Genomic DNA, 17,870 nt, shown 5'->3' on the forward strand with positions numbered 1-17,870 from the left:
TGTTGGAGCAGCACTGGTAGCCGTAGAACCCTTTCGGTTCTACGGCTGTCGCGTTTCAGGTGCCCTGGAGGCTAGACCCTAAAGCCCCAGGAAGGCTTTGGATTCCTCCCTCCAACCTTTGCGCCGAGCGGGATGAGGGTTGGTGGCGGGTTCGGCGTCTGGGCTGGCTTTGTAGTGGGGGTCGCCTGTGTTGGAGTCGCGTTCTACGCGGCCGTTTTTGTGTCTGCGGGGGTTGTCGTCGTTCTTGGCATTGTGTGTTCGGCAGAGGATAACCAGGTTGTCGGTTGTTGTGGCGCCGCCTTGGGAGAATGCCTCGATGTGGTGGTATTGGCAGTCGCCGGCAGGCACTTGGCAGTGCGGGTAGGGGCACACCAGTAGTTCGGTGGCAAGGAGGATTCGTTGGAGGTCGGTGGCGAAGCGTCGGATTGGTATGGCCTCTGCCCCGAGTTTGCCATCGGCGTCGAGGGCCGTGGCTATCAAGAATCCGGTGTCTGCGATCTGCAGGCCATCGAGTTCGGAAAGTGGTACCCCGGCTCCGTCGAAGGTGTAAACCTTGCCGTCCTTGAAGTAGCCTTCGCTGGGCCGCAGCGGTAGGAGCAGGCCTGGCTGGTAGCGCAACGGGGTGCCGTCGGAAGTGTCCCCGAGGATGGCTTCGCTGAACGCGTGCGCGAGGGCCTCATTTTTTGCCATGCCGGCTTTGGTGAAGGTGCTGACGCGCCCTTGAAGTTTTTTGAGCATGGCGGTGAGAGTGTGGTCGTTGAATACACCAACGATTCGTCGTTGTCCGTTGGAGTCGGGTTCCTCCTGCACATTGACGGTTTCGGTGCGCTTCGGTTCGTATTCGTGCCGCTTCTTGAACTCCTCAACCAGGTGCTTGGCGCGCGCGATGATAGCGTCCACGCTCAACGTCTCGGTTCCTGCAAGACACTCCAGCAGCACAGGGTTGCGATGTTCCCTGCGAAGCTGCTTGATATGCCTAGCGACGCCGTCCAGGGCGTCAAGAGGGACGTTGACTGCGGCCTTGCGGACCTTGGCGTCCAAGTAGTACTTGCGGACCCAAAGCATGCGGTGGACGGTTTGGGTGGAGATGCGTAGGTCGGCGGCAACGTCTTCGCGTGAGTTTTCGCGAAGGGCGCGGGCGATGGCGTCGAGTACTTGTAGCCCGTCTTGGTGGTATGACCGGATGAAGTCCATGGCGCTGACTGTAGGGCGCGTCTGCAAGGGGGCGGAAGGGTGAATGTGTTGGAGGGGCGATTTCTGTGGAATTCGTGTTGGAGGGGGTCGTGCCTGTGGAATTTCGGTTGGTGGAGGCTTGACGGAGCGGCGAATATGACATACGCCCGCCCCATGGGTAGAGTTGCGGGCATGCATGGAGGGGAGTACCCCGCCCGCGGTATTGATCGTCAACACGGAGCGTGTTCGTTCCCGGTCGTGCCGGCTTCGCTTTTTGGGTGGAGTGGGGGAGACCTCCGGCTCATGTCAGTTGTTGTATGAGACCGGAGGTGTCTTTTTTATGGAAGTGAATCTTGTGACGTGGCTGATCACGATTGCGGTGATCGCTGGTTTTTTTGTGTTCGACTTCTATTCGCATGTGCGGACGCCGCATGAGCCTTCGTTGAAGGAGTCTGCGTTTTGGTCGCTGTTTTATGTGGCGTTGGCGGCCGTATTCGGTGTGTTCTTGTGGTTCACGTGGGGTGAGCCGGGGAATCCGCATCAGCATGGTATTGAGTTCTTTACGGGCTATATCACTGAGAAGGCGCTGAGCGTCGATAATCTGTTTGTGTTTGCGCTGATTATGGGCGCGTTTAAGATTCCGCGGAAGTATCAGCAGAAGGTGCTGCTGATTGGTATTGCGTTGGCGCTTGTGTTCCGTTTGGTGTTCATTTTGTTGGGTGCCGCGGCGATTGAGCGCTGGTCTGCGGTGTTCTACATTTTCGGTTTGTTCTTGATTTACACCGCGGTGAAGTTGATTTGGGATGAGTTTTCGGAGAAGCCGGAGACTGATCCGAATGATATGGCTGTCATCAAGTTGCTGCGCAAGGTGATGCATGTGACGCCGACCTATAACGGTGACCGTTTGTTTGGCCGGGTGAACGGCAAGCGTGCGGTGACGCCGATGCTGGTGGCGTTGATGGCCGTAGGCATGATCGACTTGATGTTCGCATTCGACTCCATTCCGGCGATCTATGGCATTACTTCCGAGCCGTACATTGTGTTCACTACGAACGCTTTTGCGCTGTTAGGTCTGCGTCAGATGTACTTCCTGTTGGATGGCCTGTTGGATCGTCTGGTGTACCTGCCGTACGGTTTGGGCTTGATCCTGGGCTTCATCGGTGTGAAGCTGCTGCTGCACGCGCTGCATGAGAACAACTTGCCGTGGATTAACGGTGGTGAGCCGCTGCACGTGTTTGAGATTCCAACGCACTGGTCGTTGATTGTGATTGTTGGCATCTTGACGGTGACGGTGTTGGCTTCGGTGTGGAAGTCCAAGCGTGACGAGGCCCAAGGTGGCGTGCAGGCACATTGGAACCCCGCCAAGAAGACTGGTGAGGACTGGCCAGCTTAGTCCTGGAACACGTTCAGTACGGGATCCCACACCTGGAAGGTACGCGCGTCAAGGGCGCCTTCTTGGTGGAAGGGGTCCTTTTCCATTTCGGCTTCGGCGTCGGCGATGGTGGCGCCTTCGGCGAGGCGGATGATGATGAGTGAGCTGCCTGCGGGTTCGGTGATGGGGCCGGAGGCGAGCAGTTTGCCCTCTTTGAGGAGGTTTGCCAAGAATTCGCGGTGCTTGGGCCGGTGTTCGAGGATCTTTTCGCTGGTGGGATTGTATTGGTACTCGATAGCAAATGTTGTCATGACTTCCATGCTACTGCGTGGGAAAGCAGGTAGTGTTGGTGGTTGTGAATGATCAAAAGCCCACGAACTGGAATCTGCCAAATGTGCTCACGAGTTTGCGCATTATTGCCATTCCACCGTTTGCCTGGTTGGTGCTTTCGGAGCGCATGTGGTGGGCGTTGGGTGTGTTCGTGGTGTTGATGATCACGGACAAGCTCGACGGCGATATTGCGCGCTCGCGTGGGTTGGTCACGGATTTCGGTAAGATCGCGGACCCAATTGCGGATAAGGCGCTGATGATTACCGCGTTGGTGTGCCTGAATCTGGTGGGGTTGATGCCGTGGTGGATCACCGTGGTGATTGTGTTCCGTGAACTTGGAATCACGATTTGGCGCATGTTTGAGCTGCGCAAGGGCAATGTAGTGCCGGCGAGCCGGGGCGGCAAGTTGAAGACGGTGCTGCAGGCTGTTGCAGTTGCGTTGTACCTGATTCCGGGGGCGAAGCTTGTGGCGTTGCCGGTGATGTTGGCGGCAGTGGCGATTACGGTGGTGACGGGCGTGCAATACGTGGTTGAGGCGCGGAAGCTCAACGCGAAATGACATTGGTGCAGGATCTGGCGGCACGTGGGGAAACGATTGCTACCTGCGAGTCGCTCACGGCTGGCCTGTGCGCGGCGCGCATCGCCGACACCCCAGGAGCTTCAGAAGTGCTGCGCGGGGGTTTGATTACGTACGCAACCGAGGTCAAGGTCTCACTGGCTGGGGTAGATCAAGAAATTATCGACGCTCACGGCGTCGTCTCTGCCCAGACCGCCCGTGCCATGGCGGCGGCAGCGGCACGGGCCTTGGGGGCGTCGTGGGGCGTGTCTTTGACAGGCTACGCGGGGCCGGAAGGGGATCTGGTGGGGCAGGTGTTTGTGGGTGTTGTCGGGCCTGAGGGGGACAGTTGGTGTAGGGAGTTTCGCTTCGCGGGTGGGCGGCAAGAAATTCGCGGGCAGGCAGCGGAAGCTGCGCTTTTGTGGGTGGGGGAACTAATTGCGGCTAGTGGGCGTTGAAGAAGCTGATGATGAATTACACTGCTGTTTTGGAAAAGCCGATTGCGCCGGAGATGCTGCTGCGCGAGGCGCTCGGTTCCGCCTTGCGTGCTTTCCGCGCGGATAAGGGCATTACCTTGCGTGAGTTGGCTGAGGCCTCGCGGGTGTCTCCGGGGTATCTTTCGGAGTTGGAGCGCGGACGTAAGGAAGTGTCTTCGGAGCTGTTGGCGTCTGTGTGCCATGCCCTTGGGACTTCTGTGGCAGATGTACTCATTGAAGCGGCGAGCACCATGGCAATGAGCCGTGCAGAAGCTAGACTGTTCCGCGAGATAAACAATTAACGTTGAGAAAGGCACCTTTTCATGGCGAACCCATTTTCCAAGGCTTGGAAATACTTCATGGCTTTGTTCGACTCCAAGATCGAGGAGCACGCTGACCCCAAGGTGCAGATCCAGCAGGCCATTGAGGATGCGCAGCGCCAGCACCAGGAGCTTTCGCAGCAGGCTGCGGCAGTGATTGGTAACCAGCGCCAACTGGAGATGCAGCTCAACCGCCGCCTGGCGGACATTGAGAAGCTGCACGCGAACACCCGCCAGGCGCTGCAGCTAGCGGATAAGGCCCGCGCTGAGGGCAACACCCAAAAGGCCACCGAGTATGAAAATGCTGCGGAGGCCTTCGCGGCGCAGCTCGTGACTGCAGAGCAGGGCGTGGAAGACACCAAGAAGCTGCACGACCAAGCCCTCCAACAGGCCGAGGCCGCGAAGCAGGCCGTGGAGCGCAACTCCATGGCTCTGCAGCAGAAGGTTGCCGAGCGCACCAAGCTGCTGTCCCAGCTTGAGCAGGCAAAAATGCAGGAGAAGGTGGCGGAGTCCATCCAGTCCATGAACTCAATCACTAACCGTGACACCCCAAGTCTTGAGGCAGTGCGCGAGAAGATTGAACGCCGCTACGCGAACGCTCTCGGCACGGCGGAGTTGGCACAGAACTCCGTGCAGGGTCGCATGGCGGAAATCGAGCAGGCTGGTGTGCAGCTCGCCGGCCACTCCCGCTTGGAGCAAATCCGCGCGGAGCTGAACGCGCCAAAGGCGGAGGCTCAGGCTATCGAAGCCCCGCAGCAGCAGGCACAAGGCGATGATGCCGTGGCGCAGAAGCTGCGTGAGCTGCGCGGCGAAAGCTAGTCATCTAAGCCACGGGCAACCAGGGCATCGCCGATTGCCTGGGCACGGCGCATGGAGCGGATCACCACTGGCGTACCAAAAGCCAACAGGGAAGTGTTCGCTCCACGCGCCTTTCTTGCGTCTAGCACCTCACCAACGGTCGCGAGCATTAGTGGCAGCAGCCGCAGAGTAAGGGAAAACGCCAGCACAATGGTGTCCACCGGCACGCCGATTTTCTTTGTTGGTGCGAGGAAGCGCTCTAATGCCTCCATCATCGCCTCGAGCTTGGTGGTGAGGGTAATCAACGTGGCCAGCATGAGGGCGGCGAGGATGCCGGCGGTGATTTCAGCGGCGCGCATGAGGCTGATTTGCCACCACTGGTAGGCGAACAGAACAGCCAGCACGGGGAGAACAGGCCAGACTTGGCTCCATGCGGTTTTTAGGGGGATTCTCGCGATCGCCATGAGGACGATAGGCACCAAGGGTGTGTAGATTCCGCGCGCGAAGATAATGAAAGCGATAAGCAGCCCTATCTTGAGCATCGGTGGGGTGCGGTGGATCAGGCTGTTGCCGGGAACATACACGCCCATTGGGACCTGGCGGATCATGGCCGGGTTTCCTCCATGTAGTAGCGGATGACGTCTGTTGGAGCGCCGTCAGCCGCGATGCGGTGATTATCCACGCAGAGGGCGCGGTCGAAGTCGGTGATGAAGTCGAGGTCATGGGTCACCACGATGAGCTGTTGGCTCAGGCTGGCGAACACCTCGCGGATGAGTTCGCGGTTGCGGAAGTCCAGCAAGGTGGTGGGTTCGTCGGCGATCACTACGTCTGGATCGATCACGAGCACGGAGGCGAGGGCGAGGAGCTGCTTTTGGCCGCCGGAGAGCGTGTGCGGGGAGTTGTCAGCGAGCTTGCTGAGTCCAAAGCGCTCCATCGTTTGCTCCACCTTGTGCTGTTTTTCTTCCTTGCTCAGCTTGAAGCGGCGCAGGGAAAAGGCGATGTCTTCGCGCACGGTGGGCATGACGATTTGGTTTTCGGCATCGGAGAACACAAAGCCCACCTTTTTGCGCACTGCTTTCGCTTCACGTGCCACGTTGCGCCCGTCGACAAGCACTTCCCCCGAAGTTGCCTCGCTCAGGCCGTTGATGAGGCGGACAAGGGTGGACTTGCCGCCTCCGTTCGCACCGATCACTGCGACGCGTTGCTCGGTGATTTCGGTGGTGATGTGGGAAAGCACGCCGACGTCACCGTATGTCACGCTGACGTCGTTGAATATAATGCGAGCCATTTATGCCTTGAGGTTGTTTGGGAATGCCTTATGCACGGCGAGCGCGATGATGATTGCTACGGCGACCTTGATGGAGTCAAAGAGTACGAAGGGGCCTTGGGCTGCCACTGCTGCCGCGAGGTCCATGTCAGCGCGCAGCATGAAGCCGATTGCGCCGCAGGTGTACTGCATGAGCAGTGCCACGGCGCCGGCAAGGATGAACATTCCGACGCGTCCAGCGCCGCGCAGACGCAGGCCCTGGTAGGCGATGGCGCCGGCGACAGTTGCGGAGACGAGGTAGCCCACCAGGTAGCCGACAGAAACGCCGGAAAGTGCGGCGAGGGTGGAACGGCCACCTGCGAGGACTGGCAGACCCAGCAGGCCGAGGCCGAGGAAGAGCGCCGCGGTGAGGAAGCCGCGCTTGCCGCCCAAGACGAGGCCGGCCAGGATGACGGCTGCGTTCTGGAGAACGATTGGCACACCTGCGGCACCAACTGGGATAGCAACGAAAGCAAGAACAATGATGAGGGCTGCGAACACTGCGATGTAGGCGAGGTCGCGCGCTGAAGATTTATTGGTCACTGTTCAAATTATAGTCCTAGCGGCTAAAATCTAGGAATTCCAAGGTAATCCGTACACTGTGGGCTATGCGTTATACCCTGTTTGCGAAGCTGGTCCACGATGAGTTTGGCCAAGCGCAAGGGGAGTGGATCTTGCACTCCCATGTGCTTGCTGCGCATGGGAAAACCGCAAACGAGCTCGTTGAGGATGGGGAGGACCTCAAACAGGTGTGGGAGACACTGTGCGATGATTTTCGAATTCCCGCAGAACGCCGCCTGGGTCAGGACACGGATAAATAGCGTGTATCCAGCTCACACGCCGTAGCGTTCGAAAACTCGAGCTTCGAACAACTGTGCGTTATACTCGGGGGTAATGTTTGGCTCAACCGCTACCGTAAGGGAACCAAATAGTCCCCTTGGGGCCGTCTAAGAAGGTATGACTACCTCGCTTTCACAAACCACAGAAGGAACATCAACAAACATGGCACCGAAGAAGACCGCCGCCGCAAACGCCGGAGACAACCGCCAAAAGGCGTTGGACGCCGCATTGGCAATGATTGAAAAGGACTTTGGCAAGGGCGCAGTGATGCGCTTGGGTGATGATAATCGCCCGCCAATCCAGGTGATCTCTTCCGGCAACACTGCGATTGACGTCGCATTGGGCATCGGTGGTTTCCCCCGTGGGCGCATCGTGGAGATTTACGGCCCTGAATCCTCGGGTAAGACCACCGTGGCCCTGCACGCCATCGCGCAGGCTCAGCGAGCTGGCGGCATCGCGGCGTTCATCGACGCCGAACACGCGCTTGACCCAGACTATGCCCGCAAGCTCGGCGTGGACACCGATGCGCTTCTCGTCTCCCAACCAGACACCGGCGAGCAGGCCCTCGAAATTGCAGACATGTTGGTGCGCTCCGGTGCTATTGACATCATCGTGATTGACTCCGTTGCAGCCCTTACCCCAAAGGCGGAAATTGAAGGCGAAATGGGCGATTCCCACGTTGGCCTCCAAGCCCGCCTGATGTCCCAAGCGCTGCGCAAGATGACGGGCGCCCTCTACAACTCTGGTACCACCGCGATCTTCATCAACCAGTTGCGTGAAAAGATTGGCGTGATGTTCGGTTCCCCGGAGACCACCACCGGTGGTAAGGCACTGAAGTTCTACGCCTCTGTGCGCTGCGATGTCCGCCGCATCCAAACCCTCAAAGACGGCCAAGATGCAATTGGTAACCGCACTAAGTTGAAGGTCGTGAAGAACAAGGTGTCCCCACCGTTCAAGATCGCGGAGTTTGACATCATCTACGGCGAGGGCATCTCCCGCGAATCCTCCATTATCGACCTCGGCGTGGATAACGGCATCATCAAAAAGTCCGGCTCCTGGTTTACCTATGACGGTGAGCAACTCGGCCAGGGCAAAGAAAAAGTGCGCCTCTTTCTCAAGGATTCCCCTGAGCTTTCTGATGAGATCGAGAAGAAGATCTTTGAAAAGCTTGGCATCGGTGAGTTCGCCGGCAAAGGCGATGAACTGAGCGACGAGCCTGTAGACATGGTGCCAAACGTCGATTTCGATGACGCCGAAGAATAACAAAATCGAACAACTTCGAGCTGCGCTGGAGTCCTACACCCCAGCGCAGATTGATGTTGAAGCAGAGCAGCAAAAAACGAAGATCCGCAACAGGGCCCTGCTCCTCCTTGATCAACGCGCCAGGTCCCGCAAAGAGCTTGAACAACGCCTGGGCACACTCGAGTTCCCAGAGTCGCAGATCGCGGAAGTCCTGGATGACCTAGAGCGCGTGGGGCTCATCAATGACGCCGCATTTGCCCATGCGTGGGTCACGCAGCGCAGGGAACGCCGCGGAAAATTCAAACGTGCCCTGCGCCAAGAGCTGCGCCAAAAAGGTGTGCACTCCAACACCGCTGAGGAGGCTCTCGCGGCAGTGAGCGACGCAGACGAACGCGAGCTCGCCAGAACCTTTGCGCAAAAGAAGGCGCGTACGTTCAAAGAAACACCCACCACCTGGCAAGAGCAGCAGAAGCAACTGCAGAAGGTGGTGGGCTACCTTGCCCGCCGCGGCTTCCCCGAGTACCTCGCAATGGAGGTGGCCAGAGAGGCTATTGGGCTGGATTCTTGATCTCAACGTGCTCGGCTGCGTGCCAGTCCACGTTCACATTGTCCTTGGTGTCCAAACCCTGAGTAGGCATTTGTGGCACCTTGGCAAAAATGTTGCGGCGTGCGCGGCCGGCGCGCAGTTGGCGTTCGATGCGCTCCGCGAGCAAAGTGAGCGCGTAATTAATGATGATCATCACGACCGCCACCACGATGAGGGATGCCAAATAGTTGCGGTTCACCGCGCTGGATTGGATGCCCTGGCGCACGATCTCCACATAACCAATCTGGTAACCCAGTGCCGAGTCCTTCAAGGCAATCACGGCCTGGGCGATAAGCGCCGGGAGCATCGCGGCAACCGCCTGGGGGAGGAGGACCTTCCACATGGTTTGGTTGTGGCTCAACCCCAACGCTGCCGCGGCTTCCTTTTGGCCCTTCGGCAAACTCTTGATGCCGGAACGGAGGATCTCCGCGATCACTGAGCCGTTATACATGGTCAAGGCGAACACCACTGCGGTAAACGCGAGCTGGCGTGGGGGTACCAGGCCATACACGGCCAGCACTTGGTAGGAGAAGATGATCAGCAGGAGCACGGGAATGGCGCGGAAAAACTCCACGATCACCGCGCATACGCCCCGGATGAAGACATTCGGTGAGAGCCTCCCTAGCCCCAACAGGGCGCCCACCACGATGGCGAGCAAAATGGAGGCGAACGCCGCCTTCAAGGTGCCAACCAAACCTGGGAGCAGGTAGGTGCGCCAGGTATTGGCCTCTAGGAAGGGGGTCCATTTAGCGGCCTCGAGTTGGCCTTTCTCCCCAAGGGTGCTCACAACCCACCACAGCAGCAGGAGGGAAAGGGCCACCACGAGGGCAGAGTAGATGCGATTACGCATGCGGGCTTTGGGCCCTGGTGCGTCGTAGAGGACTGTTGCGCGTACGCTCATCGTTTCACCGCCATCTTGTTTGCCAGCGCGCCGATCGCCAGGCCCGTGGGCAGGGTGAGCAGCATGAAGCCAATCGCAAAGGCGCCGAAGATAATGAAGAGCTGGCTTGCGTGATTTTCAATGACTTCCTTCATCAGCAAGGACGCCTCAGCAACACCGATCACGGAAGCGATGGTGGTGTTCTTGGTGAGTGCAATCAAGGTGTTCCCCAAGGGCACCACCGCGCCGCGGATGGCTTGGGGGAACACAATGGTTTGGAAGGTTTGGCCAAAACTCAAACCCAGTGAGCGCGCCGCCTCGGCCTGCCCAAAGTCCACGGTGTTGATGCCGGAACGCAAGCATTCAGCCACGAACGCGGAGGTGTAGAGGATGAAGCCCAGCACCGCCAGGCGGAAGTTGTTATCCGCCAGGAACGTGGCGGATTCTCTATCAGCCATCTGCAGCCCTAGCGTTTGGTAGAGGCCGAAGGAGCAGAACAGCACCACCAAGGTCAGCGGCGTATTGCGGACCGCATTGATGTAAAAGGTGGCAATGCTTCGCAGAATGCGCACGGGGGAAACCCGCATGGCGGTGAGGATGGTGCCAAACACCATCGAGCCGAGTGCGGAGAGCACGGTCAGTTTGATGGTCACCCAAAACGCCGGCAAGATCGCTGGGCCAAGTTGTGCCCACATCGCTTCCATGAGGCCTCCTGTTATTCGATGAAGGAGAGGTCACCTGGGGTGCCCACGGTGATGCCGTCTGTGGAGCCCAAGTTGCTGTTAATGGCGGACTCCAATTCACCGGAGGCGATCATCGCTTCCAGGGCTTTGTTTACGGCGTCGGTTGCGGCGGTGTCGTCCTTCTTCACGCCAACGCCGTAGTACTCGTTGGTGTAGGCGGAGCCATCCGGCTGGAACATTTCTACCAGGCGGAAGTTGCCGGCATTTTGCTGGGCGTAGCCGTTCAAGATGGTGGCGTCGGTGGTGAGCGCGTCCACGTTGCCCTGCAGGAGAGCTTCAACGCAGGAAGAGTAGGTGTCGTACTCCTGGAGTTGTACGCCTGGCAGGGCATCCTTGACCTTTTGGGCTGGGGTGGAGCCGGAGACGGAGCAGAGGATGCGTCCGTTGTCGAGGTCCTCGACGGTGTTGATGGAGGAGTCGTCGGCGCGGACCAGGAGGGCCTGGTGGGTGAGCAGGTATGGGCCGCCGAAGTTCACGGACTCGGAGCGGGACTTGTTGATGGAGTACGTGGCGGCGATCAGGTCTACCTCGCCGTTTTGGATGAGGGTTTCGCGCTGTGCGGAAGGGGTTTCACGCCAGGTGATGGTGGGGGCGGCCCAGCCGTTTTCCTCGGCGATGTGGTTCACGATGTAGGTGGCTACGTCTACGTCGAGGCCACTCATGGAGCCGTCAGCGTTGCGCAGGCCCAAACCTGGCTGGTCGTACTTGGTGCCCAGGGTGACGTTGCCGGATTCAATGTTGGCTAGGAGGCCAGCGTCTCCACCGGCGGAGGAGTCGGAGCCGCAAGCGACGAGGGCGGTAGCAGCAATCAGGGCGGTAGAGATGGTGGCGAAGGTACGGTTTAGGGACATGGTTGCTCCTTACTTGTTGCGCGAAAGCGCTGTGGGCTAGTGGGCTAGTGGTCTAGTGGGCGAGGATCTTGCCGAGGAAGTCTTTAGCGCGCTCGGTTTTGGGGTTGGCAAAGAATTCCTCTGGGGTGGAATCCTCTACGATTGCGCCGTCCGCCATAAAGAGCACGCGGTCTGCGGCCTTGCGGGCAAAACCCATCTCGTGTGTGACGCAGAGCATGGTCATGCCTTCCTTGGCGAGGTCTGCCATGACATCCAAGACCTCGTTGACCATTTCAGGGTCCAGGGCCGAGGTGGGTTCGTCGAAAAGCATGACCTTGGGACGCATGGCGAGTGCACGGGCGATTGCCACGCGCTGCTGCTGACCACCGGAGAGCTGGGCGGGGTACTTGTCTGCCTGATTGGCAATGCCCACTCGCTCCAGAAGCTCCATGGCCAGCTCGTTGGCCTCCTGCTTTTTCATCTTCCGCACCTTGATTGGGCCGAGGGTTACGTTGTCTCGGATGCTCAAGTGGGGGAAGAGGTTGAATTGCTGGAACACCATGCCGACATCAGCACGCAAGCTTGCAAGGGCTTTGCCTTCTTCGGGGAGAAGTTTGCCGTCAATGCGGATTTCGCCGTTGTTGATGGTTTCCAGGCGGTTGATGGTGCGGCACAGAGTTGATTTGCCGGAGCCGGATGGCCCCAACACCACTACAACCTGGCCTTTGGGTACCTCGAGGTTGATGTCTTTGAGCGCGTGGAAGCTCTCAAAATACTTATCCACCCCAGTGATTTGGATCATCGGCGTGCTTGTATGCTGTGTCATGGGTCTCACCTTAGTGCAATCTGGATCACATTTTGCAAAGTTTGCTAAAGATTTTCATTACCTATCGGCCAATAGAAATTGATCCTGTGTGCCATCTAAGCCCACATTTCCGCAAAAGTCCAACGGCCTGCTCAACTACATCCCAAGTGAGCAAACACCGCAGGTTGGGGAAATAGGCCACAAGAACTAGACTTGCAACCCGTGCAACAACCAAGCTCAGATTCCCGCACCTACGAGGTGCGCACTTTCGGCTGCCAGATGAACGTCCACGATTCCGAGCGCCTCTCCGGCCTGCTGGAGGACGCAGGCTACACCCCTGCGCCCGCGGACCAACAAGCGGACCTCATTGTGTTCAACACCTGCGCGGTGCGCGAAAACGCAGACTTGCGCCTCTACGGCACCCTGGGCCAATTGCGCTCCAACAAGGAGAACAACCCCAACCTGCAGATCGCGGTGGGCGGCTGTTTGGCGCAAAAGGACAAGGAAACCGTGGTGCAGAAGGCCCCGTGGGTGGATGTGGTCTTTGGTACCCACAACATCGGCTCGCTGCCGGTGCTGTTGGAGCGAGCGCGCCACAACAAGCAGGCCCAGGTGGAAATCGTGGACGCCTTGGAGCAGTTCCCATCGGTGCTTCCCGCCAAGCGTGAGTCGGCCTACGCCGGCTGGGTGAGCGTGTCCGTGGGCTGCAACAACACCTGCACCTTCTGCATCGTGCCCTCACTGCGGGGCAAGGAGGTGGACCGCCGCCCTGGTGAAATCCTTGCTGAGGTGAAGGCACTGGTGGAGCAAGGCGTGAGCGAGGTGACCCTGCTGGGCCAAAATGTGAACGCATACGGCGTGAACTTTGCCGACCCCACCCTGGAGCGCGACCGCTCCGCTTTTTCCAAGCTCCTGCGTGCCTGCGGAGAAATCGAGGGCCTGGAGCGCGTGCGCTTCACCAGCCCACACCCGGCGGAGTTCACCTCTGACGTGATTGATGCCATGGCGGAAACACCCAACGTCTGCCCGCAGCTCCACATGCCGCTGCAGTCCGGTTCAGACACAGTGCTCAAGAACATGCGCCGCAGCTACCGCTCCGCCCGCTTCCTGGCCATCTTGGACGAGGTTCGCGAGAAGCTACCGAACGCCTGTATCACCACGGACATCATCGTGGGGTTCCCCGGTGAAACCGAACAGGACTTCCAAGACACCCTCGACGTGGTGGAAAAGGCGCGGTTCAGCAGCGCCTACACCTTCCAATACAGCCCACGCCCAGGCACCCCGGCGGCGGAATACGCAGAGCAGGTGCCCAAGGAAGTGGTGCAGGAGCGCTACGAACGCCTGATTGCACTGCAAGAGCGCATCAGTTGGGAAGAAAACCAGAAGCTCGTTGGCACTGAGGTGGAGCTGCTGGTGCAGGCCACGGGCGGGCGCAAAAACGACGCCACCAAGCGGATGACTGGCCGCGCCAGGGACGGGCGCCTTGTCCACTTCATGCCTGAAGGCAACATTGAGGAGCAGGTCCGACCAGGTGACGTCGTGACCGCTTCCGTCACCGAGGCCAAGCCGCACTTCCTCATCGCTGACTCTGGCGTGCTCACGCACCGCCGCACCAAGGCGGGCGACATGTCTGCCGCCGGCAAGGTACCCACCACCGCACCAGTGGGGGTTGGGCTGGGCTTGCCGGCGGTTGGGAAGCCTGCAGCAAAGACTCCACAAGCAGGCGCAGACGCCTGCGGCTGCTAATCGCTCAGAGGAGGCAAGAGATGGACAACATGGATAGCTCAGACGCCTTGCGCCGCGCAGAACAGCGCGCCGGCGCCACCCTCGCCCTCGGCGGGGTACGGATCGCCCTGGCGGTGATTTGGCTGGTCTTCGTGCTTAGTTTGCTGCTGCCGCACTCCGGAAGCGTGGCCTCCTGGCAGGTGCTGGGCTTCCAACCGGCCGCCCAAGAAGTGCTCATTAAAATCCCCGAGATCGTGTTTTTGCTGCTCGCCACCGCGGCGGTGGGCGTGTTCGGCGGCCTCGTTGCGCTTACGCAGCGAACGGTCCTGGCCAACGTGGCGTTTCTGCTCACTGGCATGGCGCTGTTTAGTTCCCTGCTTGGGCTGTGGATGCGCCTGCAATCCGCGGAAGTACAAGGCACCCCGGGGATCGGCGCGGCGCTTTACGTCCAGGTGGCAATGGTGATCGCGCAGCTCGTCTGCCTTTCACTGGTGGTGTTCGCGCGTTCCCCGGAGCAGCTCAACGCCCAGCGCATCCGCCTCGAGGCTGCCCGGAAACTCGACACTGTGGGCTTGGCGCAGCAGGAGGCGTCCAGCGAGGCGATCGCGATGCAAGAGGAAAATCCTTTGCTGATCGACGATCGCAGGGCCCGCGCCAAGCTGCGTCATCAGGATGGCACTGCCTAGCTCAGACGGCCTTTTCAAATACAACGGTGCGGCTTTGGGGAACAAAACCCAAGGCCGCATTTGCATGCGCAATGGGCTGGTTGCTTACCTCAAACCCGGTGGCCACGCGGCTGACGGCGGGCCAGCGGCGGCTGGCGGCAGTAAGCGCCTGTGCCTTGAGGAAGCTGGCTAAACCCTTGCCGCGCCACGAACGCTCGATGATCGTGGAGCCCGCTGCTGCAACGCTGCGCTCATGAGTGTGCTTGTGCATCACCACGCTCATGCCCACAATCTCCCCGCCTGGTTCGCGCAGAAAGATGCTGAGGTGCTGGTCTTTGTGCTTCAAGCCGTCTAGGCGCAGGATCTCAATTTGTTCTGGCGTCCATGAGGTGGTGCGGTTGCTGAGTGTGCCGGTGGGGCAGTCTTGGTCAAATTGCTCATAGAGCTTGAGCACTGCCGCGAGCTGGCCGGGGGAGTATGCCATGTCTTCCACAATCTCCACGCTGAATGTTTGTGGGGCAGCGGCGGCGGGCTCGCGAACGGGCACTGGTAGGGGAAGAAACCCCAATACTTCCTCCATGACTCGGTGGAACCCGGCAGGCGGAGTGTCGTAGGGTGCGAACGGTCCCTGGGTGGGCAGCTCTTTCCACAAGCGCAGGTGTGTGCGTCCCAAATCGGCCGTGAGCCGGCAGGCTTGCTCCACGAGCTCTTCGTAGACTTCCGGACGTTCGGGCTGCTCCCCTGGGATGGGGGCGAGCTCGGCGTCAAAGAACACATCCACGTCGACCGCATGGCGATTGTCTACCAGCGGGATGTTGGCCTGGATGAAGCCGAGGGCAAAATCCGCATCGGTCTCCGTGTCCAAGAGGGCGTAGAACTCGCTTCGGGCCTGCGGCGTTCCCTTCAGGCCCCGGAGCACGTCCTCGGTGCTCATGGAATGGGTGAGGTCACCTGCCGCGTCCTGGCTTGCCAGGTTGGCGGAAAACACAAGCTGCCGAATGAGGTCCTCATCATCGGCAGCAATGCGCTTGAGTGCGGCCATTAACGGTTTTCCACCGCATTAACTGCGGCGTCCGCCCACTCCTGCCACTGCTGGGCTTGGGCCAGCAACTCCGCAGCCTTCTTCTCATTACCTTTGGCTTTGGCGGCGTCGGCCTGCGCCTTGAATTCCTCAACCTTGTCCAGGAACTGCCGCGCGCGGGCCTGGGCTTCTGGGTCGGTGCGGCGCCATTGAGCGTCGGCGGCTTGCTCTACGCGGGCTTCCAGGGCGGCGATTTTGTCCTCAAACTCGCGGACCTGGTTGCGTGGCACAAAGCCGATTTCTTCCCACTTTTCCTGCAGCTCGCGCAGTTTGGCGCGTGCGCCCTCCAGGTCCTTGGTGGGATCAATGAGGGAGTCGTACTGCTCCAGGAGGGCATTCTTGGCGTCTGCGTTGGCCTGGAACTCGCGGTCGCGCTCATTGGTGGCGGCGTTGCGGGCCTCAAAGAAGGCGTCCTGGGCTGCCTTGAACAAGCCCCAGAGCTTGTCATCCACCTCGCGCTGTGCACGGCCTGCCTTCTTCCAGGAGCCCATGAGCTCGCGGAACTTTGCGGCAGTCTCGTTCCAATCGGTGGATTCGCGCAGTGCCTCAGCCTGTGCAACGAGCTCCTCCTTCACCTTCCGGGCGGCGGCGCGGCTACGGTCAAGGTCCGCGAAGTGCGAGCCGCGGCGGCGGTTGAAGGCATCCCTGGCCCGGGAGTAGCGCTTCCAGAGGGCGTCGTCCGTCTTTCGGTCAATGCCCTTGATGGTCTTCCACTCCTGGAGGATGTCACGGATGCGGTCACCGGCCTGCTTCCAGTCAGTGGATTCCTCGGCGAGCTGCTCTGCCTCCGTGAGCAGGGCCTCCTTGCGGGCGATTGCCTCCGCGCGGCGCGCCTGTTTCGCGGCCTCGGCTTGCTCTCCGGCGGCGTCTGCAGAGCTCACTACCGTTTCCAGTCGGGCTTGTAGGGCCTTGATGTCGCCAATCACCGCTGCTTCGGGCAGTTGCTTGATGAGCTCCTCCGCCTTTGCCTTGAGGTGCTTTGCGTCCTCCGGGCTGGTATTCAGGCGAGTCTCCATGAGGCTGACCTCGGTGGCGAGGTCATCAAAACGCGCGCCGAAGTGACGCAGCCCCTCCTCCGGAGTGCCGGCCTGCCACTGCGCAATTTGGCGCTCCTGGCCGTCAACGGTGAGAAACACGTTGCCCTCGGCGTCCACGCGGCCAAACTTCGAAGGATCGCTGGCCACCGGCGGGTGTGCCTTAGTAGCAGATGCTGCGGCGGATGGACGGGGGCCGGTACCGGCACCGGGACGGGGACGGGCACCGGTACCGGGACGGGGGCCTGGTTTCGGAGTAGGTGAGCTCATGGTGGGTCCTGCTTCCTGTGTTTCCTGGGGTCGTGCCGCGCGGCGCGGCTGCCAAAAAGGGTTCTTCCTCGCCCGAAAGCGAGTGCCTCCAATAAACATTAGCGTGCAAATGCCTCAAGGTGGTGCACTTGGGTTTTAAGCTGGACGGCATGACATTCCAAGCCCCAGTCCGGACTCGCGCCATCTTGTTTGTTCCAGCCTCCCCAGCGGTGGTTGCGCAACTCGCGCCAAAGGACCCTGCTGGGGAGTTGTTGCGCGCGGCGGTGCGGCAAGCCCGTGAGCTTGTGGGGGAGGTGTCCACGGTGGCGTTGTGGGTACGCGAGGAGGCACACACCTACACTCGTCACACCGGCAGGTTTCGGGCTTGGGGGGATCCGCACACGGATGTTGGCGCTGGCAATCACCTCCCAGAGTTGGTTGCGCGCTACCTAGTGCAGCACGTGGGCTGGGGTGCCGAGATCGTGCAGGGGCCTGCGGGTGGCGTCGGAAGTTCCGACGTTGACCTGCTCGTGCTTCCCGTAGATGGCAGCCTGGGCCTGACACCCCGCGCTCCGCTGGCGCTCGTGCCGGGGGCCCATGATGTGCACCGAGACATGATTTCGCTGCTCAACGGCACGAGTCCGCCGCAGTGGACCGCGGAAACGCTGCGCGCCGCAGGGGTGCCCGAAAATGCAAACCTGGATTTCTGGCTGGAAGTTGCGGCGTTGCCCACGGCCGTGCGGGAACACTCGCACCTGCTGCTTGCCGACGCCACCTTAGGCGTAGGGCGCTTCGTGGCGCTGTGGCAGTTCAGCGAGCCGGTGGAGGTGCCTGCGTGAACCGCGTAGATCAAGTGAGT

22 protein-coding genes are annotated in these 17,870 nt (G+C 60.1%); 11 read left to right on the forward strand and 11 right to left on the reverse strand.

Annotation, left to right across the window (positions count from 1 at the left end; genetic code table 11):
- Nucleotides 1-78 precede the first annotated feature (78 nt).
- The gene (locus NQ018_RS01385; protein WP_257057724.1) at nucleotides 79-1,194 is read right to left on the reverse strand and encodes an HNH endonuclease; all 1,116 of its coding nucleotides are present in this window, start codon (nucleotides 1,192-1,194) and stop codon (nucleotides 79-81) included.
- 319 nt (nucleotides 1,195-1,513) lie between these two features.
- Here NQ018_RS01385 and NQ018_RS01390 point away from each other — a divergent pair, with 319 nt between their 5' ends.
- On the forward strand, nucleotides 1,514-2,566 hold the full coding sequence (locus NQ018_RS01390) for a TerC family protein (protein ID WP_257057725.1): 1,053 nt from the start codon (nucleotides 1,514-1,516) through the stop codon (nucleotides 2,564-2,566).
- On the opposite strand, the gene NQ018_RS01395 is transcribed toward NQ018_RS01390, so the two are convergent.
- Entirely contained in the window at nucleotides 2,563-2,856 is a 294-nt protein-coding gene (locus NQ018_RS01395; protein ID WP_257057727.1) for a YciI family protein, read from the reverse strand. The genes NQ018_RS01390 and NQ018_RS01395 overlap by 4 nt on opposite strands.
- 44 nt (nucleotides 2,857-2,900) lie before the next feature.
- Between NQ018_RS01395 and pgsA the strand changes: the two genes are divergently transcribed.
- Genes pgsA through NQ018_RS01415 form a run of 4 tightly spaced genes read left to right on the forward strand, consistent with a single transcriptional unit; the run spans nucleotide 2,901 to nucleotide 5,046 of the window.
- Nucleotides 2,901-3,434, forward strand: coding sequence for a CDP-diacylglycerol--glycerol-3-phosphate 3-phosphatidyltransferase (gene pgsA, locus NQ018_RS01400; protein ID WP_257057728.1), 534 nt, complete (start codon nucleotides 2,901-2,903; stop codon nucleotides 3,432-3,434).
- Nucleotides 3,431-3,889 carry a CinA family protein gene (locus tag NQ018_RS01405; protein WP_257057729.1) on the forward strand — a complete coding sequence of 153 codons (459 nt, stop codon included), beginning with the start codon at nucleotides 3,431-3,433 and terminating at the stop codon, nucleotides 3,887-3,889. The genes pgsA and NQ018_RS01405 overlap by 4 nt, the downstream gene beginning before the upstream one ends.
- An 8-nt stretch (nucleotides 3,890-3,897) precedes the next feature.
- On the forward strand, nucleotides 3,898-4,209 hold the full coding sequence (locus NQ018_RS01410) for a helix-turn-helix domain-containing protein (RefSeq protein WP_257037220.1): 312 nt from the start codon (nucleotides 3,898-3,900) through the stop codon (nucleotides 4,207-4,209).
- Between the two features lie 21 nt (nucleotides 4,210-4,230).
- Complete coding sequence (locus tag NQ018_RS01415) at nucleotides 4,231-5,046, forward strand: PspA/IM30 family protein (RefSeq protein ID WP_257057730.1); 816 nt, start codon at nucleotides 4,231-4,233, stop codon at nucleotides 5,044-5,046.
- Here NQ018_RS01415 and NQ018_RS01420 read toward each other — a convergent pair.
- The 3 genes from NQ018_RS01420 to NQ018_RS01430 are packed head-to-tail and all read right to left on the reverse strand — an operon-like array spanning nucleotide 5,043 to nucleotide 6,874.
- Nucleotides 5,043-5,633 (reverse strand): energy-coupling factor transporter transmembrane component T family protein, encoded by a 591-nt coding sequence (locus NQ018_RS01420; RefSeq protein WP_257057731.1) that lies wholly within the window; start codon nucleotides 5,631-5,633, stop codon nucleotides 5,043-5,045. The two genes, NQ018_RS01415 and NQ018_RS01420, sit on opposite strands and share 4 nt — an antisense overlap.
- Complete coding sequence (locus tag NQ018_RS01425; RefSeq protein ID WP_257057732.1) at nucleotides 5,630-6,313, reverse strand: energy-coupling factor ABC transporter ATP-binding protein; 684 nt, start codon at nucleotides 6,311-6,313, stop codon at nucleotides 5,630-5,632. Before NQ018_RS01425 ends, NQ018_RS01420 begins: the two co-directional genes overlap by 4 nt.
- On the reverse strand, nucleotides 6,314-6,874 hold the full coding sequence (locus NQ018_RS01430) for a biotin transporter BioY (RefSeq protein WP_257037215.1): 561 nt from the start codon (nucleotides 6,872-6,874) through the stop codon (nucleotides 6,314-6,316).
- Nucleotides 6,875-6,939: 65 nt separating this feature from the next.
- On the opposite strand from NQ018_RS01430, the gene NQ018_RS01435 reads away from it, so the two are divergent.
- The 3 genes from NQ018_RS01435 to NQ018_RS01445 all read left to right on the forward strand — a co-directional run bounded on the left by NQ018_RS01435 (nucleotide 6,940) and on the right by NQ018_RS01445 (nucleotide 8,981).
- Complete coding sequence (locus tag NQ018_RS01435; protein ID WP_257057733.1) at nucleotides 6,940-7,152, forward strand: DUF3046 domain-containing protein; 213 nt, start codon at nucleotides 6,940-6,942, stop codon at nucleotides 7,150-7,152.
- Between the two features lie 181 nt (nucleotides 7,153-7,333).
- Entirely contained in the window at nucleotides 7,334-8,434 is a 1,101-nt protein-coding gene (gene recA / locus NQ018_RS01440) for a recombinase RecA (RefSeq protein WP_257037213.1), read from the forward strand.
- Nucleotides 8,418-8,981, forward strand: coding sequence for a regulatory protein RecX (locus NQ018_RS01445; protein WP_257057734.1), 564 nt, complete (start codon nucleotides 8,418-8,420; stop codon nucleotides 8,979-8,981). Before recA ends, NQ018_RS01445 begins: the two co-directional genes overlap by 17 nt.
- Here NQ018_RS01445 and NQ018_RS01450 read toward each other — a convergent pair.
- The 4 genes from NQ018_RS01450 to gluA are packed head-to-tail and all read right to left on the reverse strand — an operon-like array spanning nucleotide 8,962 to nucleotide 12,254.
- Entirely contained in the window at nucleotides 8,962-9,900 is a 939-nt protein-coding gene (locus tag NQ018_RS01450; RefSeq protein ID WP_257057735.1) for an amino acid ABC transporter permease, read from the reverse strand. The genes NQ018_RS01445 and NQ018_RS01450 overlap by 20 nt on opposite strands.
- Entirely contained in the window at nucleotides 9,897-10,583 is a 687-nt protein-coding gene (locus tag NQ018_RS01455) for an amino acid ABC transporter permease (RefSeq protein WP_257057736.1), read from the reverse strand. Before NQ018_RS01455 ends, NQ018_RS01450 begins: the two co-directional genes overlap by 4 nt.
- A gap of 11 nt (nucleotides 10,584-10,594) precedes the next feature.
- Nucleotides 10,595-11,473: a glutamate ABC transporter substrate-binding protein gene (locus NQ018_RS01460; protein ID WP_257057738.1), complete on the reverse strand. Its 879-nt coding sequence runs from the start codon at nucleotides 11,471-11,473 to the stop codon at nucleotides 10,595-10,597.
- A gap of 52 nt (nucleotides 11,474-11,525) precedes the next feature.
- Entirely contained in the window at nucleotides 11,526-12,254 is a 729-nt protein-coding gene (gene gluA / locus NQ018_RS01465; protein WP_257037355.1) for a glutamate ABC transporter ATP-binding protein GluA, read from the reverse strand.
- Nucleotides 12,255-12,479: 225 nt separating this feature from the next.
- Here gluA and miaB point away from each other — a divergent pair, with 225 nt between their 5' ends.
- Together miaB and NQ018_RS01475 are read left to right on the forward strand one after the other, a co-directional pair.
- Nucleotides 12,480-14,003: a tRNA (N6-isopentenyl adenosine(37)-C2)-methylthiotransferase MiaB gene (miaB, locus tag NQ018_RS01470; protein WP_257057740.1), complete on the forward strand. Its 1,524-nt coding sequence runs from the start codon at nucleotides 12,480-12,482 to the stop codon at nucleotides 14,001-14,003.
- A 20-nt stretch (nucleotides 14,004-14,023) separates the two neighbouring features.
- Entirely contained in the window at nucleotides 14,024-14,668 is a 645-nt protein-coding gene (locus NQ018_RS01475; RefSeq protein ID WP_257057741.1) for an Rv2732c family membrane protein, read from the forward strand.
- A gap of 1 nt (nucleotide 14,669) precedes the next feature.
- On the opposite strand, the gene NQ018_RS01480 is transcribed toward NQ018_RS01475, so the two are convergent.
- On the reverse strand, nucleotides 14,670-15,689 hold the full coding sequence (locus NQ018_RS01480) for a GNAT family N-acetyltransferase (protein WP_257057743.1): 1,020 nt from the start codon (nucleotides 15,687-15,689) through the stop codon (nucleotides 14,670-14,672).
- Entirely contained in the window at nucleotides 15,689-17,032 is a 1,344-nt protein-coding gene (locus tag NQ018_RS01485; protein ID WP_257057745.1) for a DUF349 domain-containing protein, read from the reverse strand. Before NQ018_RS01485 ends, NQ018_RS01480 begins: the two co-directional genes overlap by 1 nt.
- 128 nt (nucleotides 17,033-17,160) lie before the next feature.
- On the opposite strand from NQ018_RS01485, the gene NQ018_RS01490 reads away from it, so the two are divergent.
- Nucleotides 17,161-17,850 carry a hypothetical protein gene (locus NQ018_RS01490; RefSeq protein WP_257057748.1) on the forward strand — a complete coding sequence of 230 codons (690 nt, stop codon included), beginning with the start codon at nucleotides 17,161-17,163 and terminating at the stop codon, nucleotides 17,848-17,850.
- Nucleotides 17,851-17,870 lie beyond the last annotated feature (20 nt).

The organism is Corynebacterium kozikiae (genome assembly GCF_024580965.1).
GTDB lineage: Bacteria > Actinomycetota > Actinomycetes > Mycobacteriales > Mycobacteriaceae > Corynebacterium > Corynebacterium kozikiae.

What these genes read in the sequence shown, in the direction of transcription:
- NQ018_RS01415 (WP_257057730.1), top strand. Translation starts at nt 4,231, where the DNA reads ATGGCGAACCCATTTTCCAAGGCTTGGAAATACTTCATGGCTTTGTTC.
- NQ018_RS01410 (WP_257037220.1), top strand. Translation starts at nt 3,898, where the DNA reads ATGATGAATTACACTGCTGTTTTGGAAAAGCCGATTGCGCCGGAGATG.
- NQ018_RS01450 (WP_257057735.1), bottom strand. Translation starts at nt 9,900, where the DNA reads ATGAGCGTACGCGCAACAGTCCTCTACGACGCACCAGGGCCCAAAGCC.
- gluA (WP_257037355.1), bottom strand. Translation starts at nt 12,254, where the DNA reads ATGATCCAAATCACTGGGGTGGATAAGTATTTTGAGAGCTTCCACGCG.
- NQ018_RS01395 (WP_257057727.1), bottom strand. Translation starts at nt 2,856, where the DNA reads ATGACAACATTTGCTATCGAGTACCAATACAATCCCACCAGCGAAAAG.
- NQ018_RS01435 (WP_257057733.1), top strand. Translation starts at nt 6,940, where the DNA reads ATGCGTTATACCCTGTTTGCGAAGCTGGTCCACGATGAGTTTGGCCAA.
- NQ018_RS01460 (WP_257057738.1), bottom strand. Translation starts at nt 11,473, where the DNA reads ATGTCCCTAAACCGTACCTTCGCCACCATCTCTACCGCCCTGATTGCT.
- NQ018_RS01420 (WP_257057731.1), bottom strand. Translation starts at nt 5,633, where the DNA reads ATGATCCGCCAGGTCCCAATGGGCGTGTATGTTCCCGGCAACAGCCTG.
- NQ018_RS01485 (WP_257057745.1), bottom strand. Translation starts at nt 17,032, where the DNA reads ATGAGCTCACCTACTCCGAAACCAGGCCCCCGTCCCGGTACCGGTGCC.
- NQ018_RS01480 (WP_257057743.1), bottom strand. Translation starts at nt 15,689, where the DNA reads ATGGCCGCACTCAAGCGCATTGCTGCCGATGATGAGGACCTCATTCGG.
- NQ018_RS01445 (WP_257057734.1), top strand. Translation starts at nt 8,418, where the DNA reads ATGACGCCGAAGAATAACAAAATCGAACAACTTCGAGCTGCGCTGGAG.
- recA (WP_257037213.1), top strand. Translation starts at nt 7,334, where the DNA reads ATGGCACCGAAGAAGACCGCCGCCGCAAACGCCGGAGACAACCGCCAA.
- NQ018_RS01385 (WP_257057724.1), bottom strand. Translation starts at nt 1,194, where the DNA reads ATGGACTTCATCCGGTCATACCACCAAGACGGGCTACAAGTACTCGAC.
- NQ018_RS01475 (WP_257057741.1), top strand. Translation starts at nt 14,024, where the DNA reads ATGGACAACATGGATAGCTCAGACGCCTTGCGCCGCGCAGAACAGCGC.
- NQ018_RS01455 (WP_257057736.1), bottom strand. Translation starts at nt 10,583, where the DNA reads ATGGAAGCGATGTGGGCACAACTTGGCCCAGCGATCTTGCCGGCGTTT.
- NQ018_RS01405 (WP_257057729.1), top strand. Translation starts at nt 3,431, where the DNA reads ATGACATTGGTGCAGGATCTGGCGGCACGTGGGGAAACGATTGCTACC.
- NQ018_RS01425 (WP_257057732.1), bottom strand. Translation starts at nt 6,313, where the DNA reads ATGGCTCGCATTATATTCAACGACGTCAGCGTGACATACGGTGACGTC.
- NQ018_RS01390 (WP_257057725.1), top strand. Translation starts at nt 1,514, where the DNA reads ATGGAAGTGAATCTTGTGACGTGGCTGATCACGATTGCGGTGATCGCT.